Below are 13237 nucleotides of genomic sequence, written 5' to 3' on the forward strand. Positions count from 1 at the left end.
GTGGGAGCGGGCAAGCCCGCTCCCACATTGGTTTGTGGCGTACTTTGGATCAGACCAGGATCGAGGTGCCGGTCATCTCCTTCGGCTGCTCCAGCCCCATCAGCTTGAGCATGGTCGGCGCCACATCCGCCAGCACGCCACCTTCACGCACTTTCAGGTCACGTTTGCCAACATAGATGAACGGCACCGGCTCGGTGGTGTGGGCGGTGTGCGCCTGGCCGGTGGATTCGTCGGACATCTGTTCGCAGTTGCCATGGTCGGCGGTGATCAGCGCTTCGCCGCCGACTTTTTCCAGCGCGTCGACAATGCGGCCAACGCACAAGTCCAGGCATTCAACTGCCTTGACCGCCGCTTCCAGGTTGCCGCTGTGGCCAACCATGTCGCCGTTGGCGTAGTTGACCACGATCACGTCATAACGCTGGTTATCAATGGCATCGACGATCTTGTCGGTGACTTCCGGCGCGCTCATTTCCGGCTGCAAGTCGTAGGTCGCGACTTTTGGTGACGGGATCAGAATGCGCTCTTCGCCGGGGAACGGCTCTTCGCGGCCACCGGAGAAGAAGAACGTCACGTGGGCGTATTTCTCGGTTTCGGCGATGCGCAGCTGGGTCTTGCCGTTCTTGGCCAGGTAGTCGCCCAGCACGTTCTCCAGGCTGCCCGGCGCGAACGCCGAAGGGGCCGGGATGTTGGCGGCGTATTGGGTGAGCATGACGAACTCGACCTTCGGCTGGCGCGCGCGTTCGAAGTCCTTGAAGCCTTCATCGACAAACACATGGCTCAGCTCACGGGCACGGTCGGCGCGGAAGTTCATGAACACCACGGCGTCGCCGTCTTCGACCTTCACCGGCTCGCCGATGGTGGTGGCCTTGACGAACTCATCGCTCTCGCCACGGGCGTAGGCTGCTTCCAGACCTTCCTGGGCGGTGGCCGCGTTGAATTCGGCCTGGCCGTCGACGATCAGGTTGTAGGCTTGAGAGACTCGGTCCCAACGGTTGTCGCGGTCCATGGCGAAGTAGCGGCCCACCAGGCTGGCGATACGGCCCTTGCCCAGAGCGGCGAAGGTGGCGTCCAGCAGTTCGATAGAGGATTGCGCGCTTTTGGGCGGCGTGTCGCGGCCGTCGAGGAAGGCGTGCAGGTAGATTTTGTCAGCGCCGCGCTTGAACGCCAGTTCGGCCATAGCGACCAGGTGATCCTGGTGGCTGTGTACACCGCCGTCCGACAACAGGCCCATGAAGTGTACGGCCTTGCCGGCGGCAACGGCTTTATCAACCGCCGCGCAGATGGTCGGGTTCTCGAAGAACTCGCCATCGCGGATCGCTTTGGTGACACGGGTGAAGTCCTGGTACACCACTCGTCCGGCGCCGAGGTTCATGTGGCCGACTTCCGAGTTGCCCATCTGGCCGTCCGGCAAGCCCACGTCCATGCCGGAACCTGAGATCAGGCCGTTAGGCACCGTGGCGGTCAGACGGTCCAGTACTGGCTTGTTGGCCGAGTAAACCGCGTTGTCGTGGTGGCTTTCACTGTGTCCGAAGCCATCGAGAATTATCAGGACCAAAGGTTTAGGCGTGGTAGTCATAGATCCTCTCGCGGCGTTAATAAAGGAAGACAATTGAAAAGGGAGTGGCAGTTTAAAGCGAAGTTCCAACCACGTCACCGCTTTACGGGGGTTGGCCCCCCCTGGCGGCTGTGTATACTTACCGCCATTTTAACGCCCTGGAACCTCCTTGATGGTTGATCACCTGATTGCATTTGCCACTGCCCACTACCTGCTTGTGGGCGCCTTCGTCATCCTGCTGGCGCTGCTGATCGCTCATGAACTGAGCCGCGGTGGTCGCAGCCTGAGCACGTCGGAGCTGACCGCGCTGGTCAACAAGGATGAGGCCGTCGTCGTCGATATTCGCCCGGCCAAGGATTATGCCGCCGGCCATATCGTTGGCGCCCTGAACATTCCTCAGGACAAGCTGATCGCGCGCTTGGCCGAGCTGGAAAAATACAAGGCCAAGACCATTATCCTGGTCGACGCCCAAGGCCAGCACTCGGGCACCCACGCCCGCGAGATGCTCAAGACCGGCTTCACCGCTGCCAAGCTGTCGGGTGGTATCAGCAGCTGGCGTGGCGATAACCTGCCGTTGGTGAAGTGATATGAGCCAGGTTGTCGTGTATTCCAGCGATTGGTGCCCTTACTGCATGCGGGCCAAGGCCTTGCTTGAGAAAAAGGGCGTTGCCTTCGAAGAGATCAAGGTCGATGGCAAGCCCCAGGTGCGCGCCGAAATGGCCCAGAAAGCCGGCCGCACGTCGGTCCCGCAGATCTGGATCGGCACCCGGCACATCGGTGGTTGCGACGACCTGTTTGCCCTGGAGCGCGCCGGTAAACTTGATGCGCTGCTGTCCGTCTGACTCCTAAACCCTTAAGAACCCCAAGATAAAGAAGGATCTGCGATGACTGATCAACAGAACACCGAAGCAGCGCAAGACCAAGGCCCACAGTTCTCGCTGCAGCGGATCTACGTGCGTGACCTGTCGTTCGAAGCGCCAAAAAGCCCGGCCATCTTCCGTCAGGAGTGGACCCCAAGCGTTGCGCTGGACCTGAACACCCGTCAGAAATCCCTGGAAGGTGACTTCCACGAAGTCGTGCTGACCTTGTCGGTCACCGTCAAGAATGGTGAAGAAGTCGCTTTCATCGCTGAAGTGCAACAGGCCGGTATCTTCCTGATCCAGGGCCTGGACGAAGCGTCCATGAGCCACACCCTGGGCGCGTTCTGCCCGAACATCCTGTTCCCGTATGCCCGTGAGACCCTGGACAGCCTGGTTACCCGTGGCTCGTTCCCGGCCCTGATGCTGGCGCCGGTGAACTTCGATGCCCTGTACGCCCAAGAGCTGCAGCGCATGCAACAAGAAGGCGCGCCGACCGTTCAGTAATGTTCTGAACGACGCCGTTCTAAAATGTGGGAGCGGGCTTGTGTGGGAGCTGGCTTGCCTGCGATAGCATCACTGCGGTGTGACTGACACACCGAGGTGCCTGCATCGCGGGCAAGCCCGGCTCCCACACAAGCCCGCTCCCACATTTGTTATGCGGTGTTATTTAAAGCCCAGTTGGCGCCAGCCTTCATAGACGGCGACGGCCACGGTGTTGGACAGGTTCAGGCTGCGGCAGCCTTCACGCATCGGCAAGCGCAGGCGATGGCCATCGGGCAACGCGTCAAGCACCTCGGCCGGCAGGCCTCGGCTCTCCGGGCCGAACAGAAACGCGTCGCCCTCGGCAAAGCTGGCATCATGAAACGGCCGCGAGCCCTTGGTGGTGAACGCGAACAGCCGTGGGTGGCCCAGGCTCTCCAGGCAACTGGCGAGGTCGGCATGGCGCTTGAGGGTGGCGTACTCGTGGTAGTCCAGCCCGGCACGGCGCAGGCGCTTGTCGTCCATGTCAAAGCCTAAAGGCTCGATCAAATGCAGGTGGCAGCCACTGTTGGCGCACAGCCTGATAACGTTGCCGGTATTCGGCGGAATTTCTGGTTGAAAAAGGATGACGTGAAACATGCACGGCTCCGAAGGCAAAGATGCGCTGCATTCTACCCCCGAAGACGACCCGAGACCGAAGCTATTGCCGAGGGTGTTGGGCTCATTGGCGATTGTCGGCTTGATGATTGGCTTGATGATCGGCCGCTTGACCACCCCCGAACCGCTTGAACTGCAACAGGTAGAACCTGCGGCGGATGGCTTGGTGGTGTGGTTCAACAACGAACCCAAGCTGCACGGCGAGCATATCGACGGCACCGTGGCGCTGCTGTTTGACGCCCAGGGCAAGGCTGCCAGCGGGCAGCTCAAGGTCAATGCCAAGGACGTGAATTGGCGCATACGCAAGACCGATGCTGGCTTGCTGCTGAACCTGGTAGCGGCCCGGCCGTTGCGTGGGGAGTGGAGCGGTGCAGAGGTTGATGGCCGCTGGCGGCTGGAGATCCATCTCCAAGAGCAATAAAAGAGGGAGTTCCCGGCCTGCCTGTACCAGGGCTCCCAAAACGGGGTGAAGCCTGAGGCTTCGGTGTTAAAGAGGGGATTCTCGGCCTGCCTGTACCAAGGTCCCCGAAACTGGGTAGTACAAGGGTTATTGCAGGGGGCGTGCCAAAACTTGCAATTGCGGCTTGAAAAAAATGCCAAAAAGCGCAAAGCCCCGGAATACGGGGCTTTGGTTGTTTCTACGGTTATGAACTTCGCAGCGAAAGCGCTCTGTGAGGTTTCGGGTCTGTGCTCAATGGCGGTTCATCGTGCATTGAAGCGGTGCACAGTCTGCTGGCATTGCACAAAACAAATGTGGGAGCTGGCTTGACTGCGATAGCGGTGTGTCAGCCCTATATCGGGTGACTGGCACACCGCCATCGCGGGCAAGCCCGGCTCCCACACTGGGCTTTCAGTGGTCTTGGGGTTCAGGCCTCATCACCCTCATCATCATCCCCACCATCCACCTTCATCCCCAATTCCTTGATCTTGCGCGTCAGGGTATTACGCCCCCAGCCCAGCAGCACGGCGGCATCGCGGCGGCGGCCGGCAGTGTGTTTCAACGCAGTCTCGATCATGATCCGCTCGAACGCCGGCACGGCGCTGTCCAGCAGGTTCGACTGGCCGCGTGCCAAGGCCTGGTCGGCCCATTGGCGCAGCGCCTGTTCCCAGTTGGTCACGGGTGCCGAGTCCTGCGGCAGGCTCAGCAGCTCCGGCGGCAGGTCGCTGATGTGTACTTCTCGCCCGGAGGCCATCACGGTGATCCAGCGGCAGGTGTTCTCCAGCTGGCGAACGTTGCCGGGCCACGGCAGGTTCTTGAGGTATTCCTCGGTCTCGCTTTTGAGCAGCTTGGGTTCCACAGCCAGCTCCAGGGCGGCGCGGCTGAGGAAGTGGCGGGCGAGGGTGGGGATGTCTTCGCGACGGTCCGACATGCGCGGGATGTGGATGCGGATCACGTTGAGGCGGTGGAACAAGTCCTCACGGAATTTACCCGCATGCACCAGGGTTTCCAGGTTCTGGTGGGTGGCCGCGATGATGCGCACATCCACCTTGACCGGCGTATGCCCGCCCACACGGTAGAATTCACCGTCAGCCAGCACGCGCAGCAAGCGAGTCTGGGTATCGGCCGGCATGTCGCCGATCTCATCGAGGAACAGTGTGCCGCCGTCCGCCTGTTCAAAGCGTCCGCGACGCAGGTTAGCCGCGCCGGTGAATGCGCCTTTTTCATGGCCGAACAGCTCGGACTCCATCAAATCCTTGGGAATCGCCGCCATGTTCAGTGCGATAAACGGCGAGGCCGCCCGTGGGCTGTGGCGGTGCAGCGCATGGGCCACCAGCTCTTTACCGGTCCCCGATTCGCCGTTGATCAGTACGGTGATGTTGGAATGGCTCAAGCGCCCGATGGCGCGAAACACTTCCTGCATCGCCGGTGCTTCCCCGATGATTTCCGGGGTGCGGGTCAGGGTTGGCGGGGCTTCCTGGTTCTGTTGTTCCTGGGCGTGCTGGTTGGCGCGCTTGACCAGCGCCACCGCCTCATCCACGTCGAATGGCTTGGGCAGGTATTCAAAGGCGCCGCCCTGATAAGACGCGACAGCGCTGTCCAGGTCCGAGTGGGCGGTCATGATGATCACCGGCAAGCGCGGATGCTGCTCGCGAATGCGCGCCAGCAAGTCCAGGCCACTGGCCCCAGGCATGCGAATATCGGAAATGATCACATCCGGCTGCTGGCGTGCCAGGCGGCTCATCACCCCATCGGCGCTGTCGAAGCTCTGGGTGGTCATGCCTTCTTGTTGCAAGGCTTTTTCGAGGACCCAGCGGATAGAACGGTCGTCGTCGACGATCCAGACAGTTTCACTACGGCTCATGTCGTGGGGGCTCCTTGTTCCAATGGCAGGAAGATCGAGAACGTGGTGTGGCCGGGGTGGCTCTCACATTCGATCAGGCCCTGGTGCTGGCTGATGATGTTCTGGGTAATGGCCAGGCCCAGCCCGGTACCGTCCGGGCGGCCGCTGACCATGGGAAAGAAGATGGTTTCCTGCAACTCCGCAGGAATGCCGGGGCCGTTGTCGATGATCTCGACCTTGGTCACCAGGCGATGGCGCACATGGCCAATGGTGAACTGGCGCAGGGCGCGGGTGCGCAGGCTGATGCGGCCCAGGCGCAGCTCGTTCTGGCTGCTGATGGCCTGCATGGCGTTGCGCACGATGTTGAGCACCGCCTGGATCATCTGTTCGCGGTCGATCAACACGTCGGGAATGCTTGGGTCGTAGTCGCGCACCAAGGTGATGCAGCCTTGGCTTTCGGCCTCGACCAGTTGGCAGACGCGCTCCAGCACCTCATGCACGTTGGTCATCGCCAGGGACGGCAGCTTGTTGGAGCCGAGCATGCGGTCCACCAGGTTACGCAGGCGGTCGGCTTCTTCGATGATGACGTTGGTGTAGTCCTTGAGGTGCTCGTCTGGCAGCTCGCGGGACAACAACTGTGCCGCGCCGCGAATACCGCCCAGCGGGTTCTTGATCTCATGGGCGAGGCCGCGCACCAGCATCTTGCTGGTTTCCTGCTTGGACAGCTGCGCTTCCTCCTTGGTGATGCGCAGCAGGCGGTCGCGGGGGTGGACTTCGAGCAGCAGCAGGGTCGCGCCATTGCTCAGGATCGGGGTCACCGCGTAGTCGACGGTCAACGTCTGCCCAGTGAGTGCGGTGAGCATCGCTTCGCGCTTGGTAAACGGATGAGCCTGCTCCACGGCCTGGCGCAACGAGCTCAAGGCTTCGGCCGACTCGGTGAACAATTCGCTGATGAACTGCCCATGGCTGCGCTGGCCGCTGATGGCCAGGAGCATCTCCGCCGCCGGGTTCATGTACTCAAGACGCAGGTCGGCATTGAGCAGGATGGTCGCGGTGGTCAGGTTGTCGAGTAACAAACGGTGCAGTGCATCGCTGATGGTCATCGGGACCTCTTTTGGAGCAAGGCGCGGGCTTGAGGCACACGCTGATACAAGGAAAATGCAAAAACCAAACCAAGGCTCCGAAAAGAAGCGCTAACCCCCTGAAATAAGGGGTTTAGGCGCGAAACTGTGGCGTTCTGCCAGCTTGAACGGGAAGTTTCGAACCAAAATGGGCTGGGCACTTGAGAAGGGTGCAGGCTATCGCACCAATATAGTGCGGTTTTGTGAAGGTTGTTCAGCAACTGAAGCTTGAAGGCAAATCGCAGTCAGTGTGGGAGCTGGCTTGCTTGCGATAGCTGTGGTGCATTCAACACCGTTATCGCAGGCAAGCCAGCTCCCACATTTTTAATTGGATTTGCAGTCCTTTTAACCTTTATAGATGCAAAGCTCGGCGGTGGCGCGGATCATCGCCAGTTGGCGCAGCGGATCATTCAGCGGTTCGTGCACGGCCTCGGCCAGCCATTGCGGGCACTGCGGGTCGGTGCGCTGTGGAGTGAAGTCGGTCAACTGCTGCAACAGCCTTTTTTGCAGCTCGTCCAATCGCGGGCGGATCTGCTGGACCAGGTCCGGGCGTGGATCGTCGGGGGCTTTGCCTTGGAACTGCCAGTCGGACAGGTGGGTGTATTGCACCAGTTTATTGGCTTCGATCTGCGCGGCGAAAAACTGCTCAGCAGCGGCCGGGTCCAGCTTGTAACCAGATGCCTGGGCCGTAACGCTGGCGATCACCTCTTGTTCGCGCTTCTTGTCCTCCACGGGCTTGTGGCTGTCCCATTTGCTCAGCGCCACCTGGTCGGCAATCTCCAGGCGTTCGGCGATGCTGTTGAGCAAGGGTTCGAGCGTAGGCGGCGCAGCGCTCGCACTGGCACTGATGAACAGCAGGGCAAATACAAGTCGATATCTCAAAGGTGATCTCCTGTGGGAGCGGGCGTGCCCGCGATGACGGTGTGTCAGTGATACAGCAGGTGGCCGGCAGTGCGCTATCGCAGGCAAGCCAGCTCCCACACGTTGATTGGGTTTGCAGAGCTGGCGTAGCGTAACGCCCAGGCAAAAAAAAGACCTCCCGAAGGAGGCCTTTTTCATCACGCTACCTTAAGCAGCGCTACCGGATCAGCAGCTGTAGTACAGCTCGTATTCCAGTGGGTGTACGAAGGTACGTACTTTGATTTCTTCTTCGCTTTTCAGGGCGATGTAAGCGTCGATGAAGTCGTCGCTGAAAACGCCGCCTTTGGTCAGGAACGCACGGCCCTTGTCCAGCTCTTCCAGGGCTTCTTTCAGGCTGCCGCACACTTGTGGGATCTCTTTGGCCTCTTCAGGCGGCAGGTCGTACAAGTTTTTGTCGGCGGCGTCGCCAGGGTGGATCTTGTTCTGGATACCGTCCAGGCCGGCCATCATCAGGGCGGCGAAGGCCAGGTAAGGGTTGGCAGCCGGGTCTGGGAAGCGCGCTTCGATACGACGGCCTTTAGGGCTGTTGACGTAAGGAATACGGATCGAGGCGGAGCGGTTGCGTGCCGAGTAGGCCAGCATCACCGGCGCTTCAAAACCTGGGACCAGACGCTTGTAGGAGTTGGTCGACGGGTTGGTGAAGCCGTTCAGCGCTTTGCCGTGCTTGATGATGCCGCCGATGAAGTACAGGGCGGTATCGGACAGGCCGGCATAGCCTTCGCCAGCGAAGGTGTTCTTGCCGTCTTTGGAAATCGATACGTGAACGTGCATGCCCGAGCCGTTATCGCCGTACAGCGGCTTAGGCATGAAGGTAGCGGTGCGGCCATAGGCATCGGCAACGTTGTGCACGCAGTATTTCAGGGTTTGAACTTCGTCAGCCTTCTTCACCAGCGTGTTGAATTTCACGCCGATTTCGTTCTGGCCGGCAGTCGCCACTTCGTGGTGGTGAACTTCAACGGTCTGGCCCATTTCTTCCAGTGCGTTGCACATGGAGGTACGGATTTCGTGGTCGAAGTCGAACGGTGGTACTGGGAAGTAGCCGCCTTTCACGCCTGGACGGTGGCCTTTGTTACCGCCTTCCACGTCCTGGTCGGACATCCACGAGCCTTGCTCGGAGAAAATCTTGAACATGGAGCCGGAGATGTCGGATTTGAACTTCACCGAGTCGAAGATGAAGAACTCTGGCTCAGGGCCGAAGAATGCGGTGTCGCCGATACCGGTGGACTTCAGGTATTCCTCGGCACGGTGGGCGATGGCGCGTGGGTCGCGGTCATAGCCTTGCATGGTCGAAGGCTCGATGATGTCGCACACCAGGATCAGGGTTGGCTCTTCGGTGAACGGGTCGAGTACGGCGGTGCTGTCGTCTGGCAGCAGGATCATGTCGGAGGCTTCGATGCCTTTCCAGCCGGCAATGGAGGAACCGTCGAACATCTTGCCGACTTCGAAGAAGTCATCTTCCAGCGCATCGCGAGCCGGCATGGTCACGTGGTGCTGAGTGCCTTTTGTGTCCGTGAAGCGCAGATCAATCCATTTAACGTCATGATCTTTGATGAGTTGAACCGACTTCGACATGGTGTCCTCCGGGTGGCTTCGGGCTTGGGGTAGTGGAGTTAGCCCTTAGAATTTGGGTGATGCCGGCGCGGATACTCCGCCAAGGCAACCTGCCTCACAAGAGAGCAAATTGCATGCCAGTGCGCCAACATGGCCGTTTTGCCTCAAAATGGCCCCTATAACGGTGCAATCGGCAAAAACGGCATAAATCGCGCACTGCAATGTAGCGTTTATTTGGGTAAATGACCCGTTTTGGTGCATTGCATGTGCAATGCATATTAACTGGTTAAACCTTGAGCGATTTCCGCTATAATCCGCGCCCCCCTTTTTCAGCAGGCCCGGCGCGCGCTGTTTCCATGAAATTAATCGTTAAAGTCTTCCCCGAGATCACCATCAAAAGCCGACCGGTACGGACGCGTTTCATCCGTCAGTTGGCCAAGAACATCCGTGCCGTGCTCCGTGACCTGGACCCGGCTGTGGTGGTGAACGGCGTGTGGGACAACCTCGAGCTGGAAACCCGCATTACCGACGCCAAAGCCTTGAAGGACATGACCGAGCGCCTGAGCTGCATGCCGGGCATCGCGCATTTCCTGCAGGTGGATGAGTACCCGCTGGGCGATTTCGACGACATCACCGAAAAGTGCAAGCAGCACTACGGCAGTGCGCTTGAAGGCAAGATTTTTTCGGTGCGTTGCAAGCGTGCCGGCAAGCACCCGTTCAGCTCCATGGACGTCGAGAAATACGTTGGCAGCAAGCTGCGTCGTGAGTGCGGCGCCGCTGGAATTTCCCTCAAAGCGCCGCAAATTGAAGTGCGCATGGAAATTCGCGACCAACGGTTGTTTGTGATCCACAGCCAGCACAACAGCATCGGCGGCTACCCGCTGGGTGCCCTGGAACAGACCCTGGTATTGATGTCCGGCGGTTTCGATTCCACGGTGGCGGCCTACCAGATCATGCGTCGCGGCCTGATGAGCCATTTCTGCTTCTTTAACCTGGGCGGGCGTGCACATGAATTGGGCGTGATGGAAGTCGCGCACTTTATCTGGAAGAAATACGGTAGCTCCCAACGCGTGCTATTTGTAAGCGTACCGTTCGAGGAAGTGCTGGGCGAAATTCTCGGCAAAGTCGATAACAGTCATATGGGCGTAGTATTGAAGCGTATGATGTTGCGCGCTGCGTCCCGAATCGCCGATCAATTGCAGATCGACGCCCTGGTGACCGGCGAAGCGATTTCTCAGGTCTCCAGCCAGACGCTGCCGAACCTGTCGATCATTGACTGCGTGACCGAGAAGCTGGTGCTACGCCCGCTGATCGCCAGCCACAAGCAGGACATCATCGACCTGGCAGAGCAAATCGGCACCGCCGACTTTGCCAAGCATATGCCTGAGTACTGCGGGGTCATTTCGGTGAACCCCAAGACCCACGCCAAGCGTCACCGCGTGGAGCATGAAGAAAAAGAATTCGACATGGCGATTCTGGAGCGTGCGCTCGAGAACGCCAAGCTGGTGCCAATCGATCGAGTGATCGACGAATTGGGCCAGGATGTGCAGATCGAAGAAGTCAGCGAAGCTCTGGCCGGCCAGATCGTCATCGACATCCGTCACCCGGATGCCGCCGAAGATGAGCCGCTGGAAATCGCTGGCATCGACGTGCAAGCGCTGCCGTTCTACGCACTGAACGCGCGTTTCAAGGAACTGGATAACAGCCGTCAGTACCTGTTGTATTGCGACAAAGGCGTGATGAGTCGCCTGCATGCCCACCATTTGCTCAGTGAGGGGCATGCCAATGTGCGCGTTTATCGACCGAGCTAAGAGCCCGGGGCTGTTTGCCTGTGGCCTGCGTCACCGGCCCCCCGACTCTGCCGTCAAGCTGTAACGGCAAGGCCTGACTCTACTGTTAATCGCTGCCACGACCTGTCAGCACACCGAATCCTCTGATCGAGATACACAAGTGATCGAAAATCTACGTAACATCGCCATCATTGCTCACGTTGACCATGGTAAAACCACCCTGGTAGACAAACTCCTGCGTCAATCCGGCACCCTGGAGCGCAACGAGCTCAACGACGAGCGCGTGATGGACTCCAACGACCAGGAAAAAGAGCGCGGTATTACCATCCTGGCAAAAAACACCGCTATCAACTGGAACGGCTACCACATCAACATCGTGGATACCCCGGGCCACGCCGACTTCGGCGGCGAAGTAGAACGCGTAATGTCGATGGTTGACTCCGTTCTGCTGCTGGTTGACGCTCAAGACGGCCCTATGCCGCAAACCCGTTTCGTGACCAAGAAGGCTTTCGAAGCCGGCCTGCGTCCGATCGTGTGCATCAACAAGGTTGACCGTCCAGGCGCGCGTCCGGACTGGGTTCTGGACCAGATCTTCGACTTGTTCGACAACCTGGGTGCTACCGAAGAACAGCTGGACTTCCAAGTCATCTACGCCTCGGCCCTGAACGGTATTGCTGGTCTTGACCACACCGACATGGCTGAAGACATGACTCCGCTGTACCAGTCGATCGTCGACAACGTACCAGCACCGAAAGTCGACCGTGAAGGCCCGTTCCAGATGCAAATCTCGGCACTGGACTACAACAGCTTCCTGGGTGTTATCGGCGTTGGCCGTATCGCTCGTGGTAGCGTCAAGCCGAACACCCCGGTTGTCGCTATCGGCGCTGACGGCAAGAAGCGTAACGGTCGTATCCTGAAGCTGATGGGTCACCACGGTCTGCACCGTGTAGACGTTGAAGAAGCTTTCGCTGGCGACATCGTATGCGTGAGCGGTATGGACTCGCTGTTCATCTCCGACACCCTGTGCCAGCCGGACAACGTCGAGGCGATGAAGCCTCTGACCGTTGACGAGCCAACCGTTTCCATGACCTTCCAGGTAAACGACTCGCCTTTCTGCGGTAAAGAAGGCAAGTTCGTGACCTCCCGTAACATCAAGGAACGTCTGGATAAGGAGCTGCTGTACAACGTTGCTCTGCGCGTTGAAGAAGGCGACTCGGCTGACAAGTTCAAGGTTTCCGGCCGTGGTGAGCTGCACCTCTCGGTACTGATCGAAACCATGCGTCGCGAAGGCTTCGAAATGGGTGTTGGTCGTCCTGAAGTGATCATCCGTCAGGTTGACGGCGTGAAGCAGGAACCGTTCGAAAACGTCACCATCGACACCCCTGAAGAATCCCAGGGCAAGGTCATGGAAGAGATGGGCCTGCGTAAGGGCGACCTGACCAACATGGTGCCGGATGGCAAAGGCCGTGTACGTCTGGAATACAACATCCCTGCTCGTGGTCTGATCGGTTTCCGTAACCAGTTCCTGACCCTGACCAACGGTGCTGGCATCCTGACCTCGATCTTCGATCGCTACGACACCATGAAGTCCGGCGACATGTCCGGCCGTCAGAACGGTGTTCTGGTATCGGTAGAAACCGGCAAGGCGCTGACCTACTCCCTGGAAACTCTCCAGGCGCGTGGCAAGCTGTTCGTTGAACACGGTCAAGAGATCTACAACGGCCAGATCGTTGGTCTGAACAGCCGTGACAACGACATGGGCGTCAACCCAACCAAAGGCAAGAAGCTCGACAACATGCGTGCTTCGGGCAAAGACGAAACCATCGCTCTGGTTCCACCTGTTCGCTTCACCCTGGAACAGGCCCTGGAATTCATCCAGGACGACGAGCTGTGCGAAGTCACGCCTAAGTCGATCCGCCTGCGTAAGAAGATCCTGGACGAAGGCGAGCGTACCCGCGCAGCCAAGAAAGCCAAGAACTGAGTTAACTCAGGCTGAATGAAAACGCCCCCGGTCGAAAGG

Annotated in this window: 12 protein-coding genes; 6 read left to right on the top strand and 6 right to left on the bottom strand. The window is 59.2% G+C overall.

All coding sequences use genetic code 11. From position 1 onward, the window contains the following. Nucleotides 1-49 precede the first annotated feature (49 nt). Nucleotides 50-1576, bottom strand: a complete 1527-nt coding sequence (gene gpmI, locus QK296_RS03825; protein WP_003187794.1) for a 2,3-bisphosphoglycerate-independent phosphoglycerate mutase — start codon at nucleotides 1574-1576, stop codon at nucleotides 50-52. A gap of 151 nt (nucleotides 1577-1727) precedes the next feature. Here gpmI and QK296_RS03830 point away from each other — a divergent pair, with 151 nt between their 5' ends. From QK296_RS03830 to secB, 3 genes are read left to right on the top strand one after another with little or no spacing between them, the layout of a single operon-like run. Beyond that, complete coding sequence (locus QK296_RS03830) at nucleotides 1728-2141, top strand: rhodanese-like domain-containing protein (RefSeq protein ID WP_003187796.1); 414 nt, start codon at nucleotides 1728-1730, stop codon at nucleotides 2139-2141. A 1-nt stretch (nucleotide 2142) separates the two neighbouring features. Beyond that, on the top strand, nucleotides 2143-2397 hold the full coding sequence (gene grxC, locus QK296_RS03835; RefSeq protein ID WP_003187797.1) for a glutaredoxin 3: 255 nt from the start codon (nucleotides 2143-2145) through the stop codon (nucleotides 2395-2397). Nucleotides 2398-2439: 42 nt separating this feature from the next. Further along, nucleotides 2440-2919, top strand: coding sequence for a protein-export chaperone SecB (gene secB / locus QK296_RS03840; RefSeq protein WP_003187799.1), 480 nt, complete (start codon nucleotides 2440-2442; stop codon nucleotides 2917-2919). A 159-nt stretch (nucleotides 2920-3078) separates the two neighbouring features. Here the strand turns inward: secB and QK296_RS03845 are convergent, their stop codons facing one another. Beyond that, nucleotides 3079-3534, bottom strand: coding sequence for a tRNA (cytidine(34)-2'-O)-methyltransferase (locus QK296_RS03845; RefSeq protein ID WP_003171120.1), 456 nt, complete (start codon nucleotides 3532-3534; stop codon nucleotides 3079-3081). Here QK296_RS03845 and QK296_RS03850 point away from each other — a divergent pair. Beyond that, nucleotides 3533-3973 (top strand): hypothetical protein, encoded by a 441-nt coding sequence (locus QK296_RS03850; RefSeq protein ID WP_003187800.1) that lies wholly within the window; start codon nucleotides 3533-3535, stop codon nucleotides 3971-3973. The two genes, QK296_RS03845 and QK296_RS03850, sit on opposite strands and share 2 nt — an antisense overlap. Nucleotides 3974-4418: 445 nt before the next feature. Here the strand turns inward: QK296_RS03850 and ntrC are convergent, their stop codons facing one another. From ntrC to glnA, 4 genes are all read right to left on the bottom strand, one after another. Then, the gene (gene ntrC, locus QK296_RS03855) at nucleotides 4419-5855 is read right to left on the bottom strand and encodes a nitrogen regulation protein NR(I) (protein WP_003187806.1); all 1437 of its coding nucleotides are present in this window, start codon (nucleotides 5853-5855) and stop codon (nucleotides 4419-4421) included. Beyond that, complete coding sequence (glnL, locus tag QK296_RS03860) at nucleotides 5852-6937, bottom strand: nitrogen regulation protein NR(II) (RefSeq protein ID WP_014716523.1); 1086 nt, start codon at nucleotides 6935-6937, stop codon at nucleotides 5852-5854. Before glnL ends, ntrC begins: the two co-directional genes overlap by 4 nt. Before the next feature lie 363 nt (nucleotides 6938-7300). Beyond that, nucleotides 7301-7837, bottom strand: a complete 537-nt coding sequence (locus QK296_RS03865) for a chorismate mutase (protein WP_282390616.1) — start codon at nucleotides 7835-7837, stop codon at nucleotides 7301-7303. A gap of 204 nt (nucleotides 7838-8041) precedes the next feature. Further along, nucleotides 8042-9448, bottom strand: a complete 1407-nt coding sequence (glnA, locus tag QK296_RS03870; protein WP_003187811.1) for a type I glutamate--ammonia ligase — start codon at nucleotides 9446-9448, stop codon at nucleotides 8042-8044. Nucleotides 9449-9783: 335 nt separating this feature from the next. On the opposite strand from glnA, the gene thiI reads away from it, so the two are divergent. Together thiI and typA are read left to right on the top strand one after the other, a co-directional pair. Next, a complete protein-coding gene (gene thiI, locus QK296_RS03875; RefSeq protein WP_034134693.1) occupies nucleotides 9784-11238 on the top strand; it encodes a tRNA uracil 4-sulfurtransferase ThiI in 1455 nt (484 codons plus the stop codon). Nucleotides 11239-11377: 139 nt separating this feature from the next. Continuing rightward, nucleotides 11378-13198 carry a translational GTPase TypA gene (gene typA / locus QK296_RS03880; protein ID WP_003187814.1) on the top strand — a complete coding sequence of 607 codons (1821 nt, stop codon included), beginning with the start codon at nucleotides 11378-11380 and terminating at the stop codon, nucleotides 13196-13198. The last annotated feature ends 39 nt before the right edge of the window (nucleotides 13199-13237 follow it).

It is taken from the genome of Pseudomonas sp. AL10 (assembly GCF_029960685.1).
In the GTDB taxonomy this organism is placed as follows: Bacteria; Pseudomonadota; Gammaproteobacteria; order Pseudomonadales; family Pseudomonadaceae; genus Aquipseudomonas; species Aquipseudomonas lactis.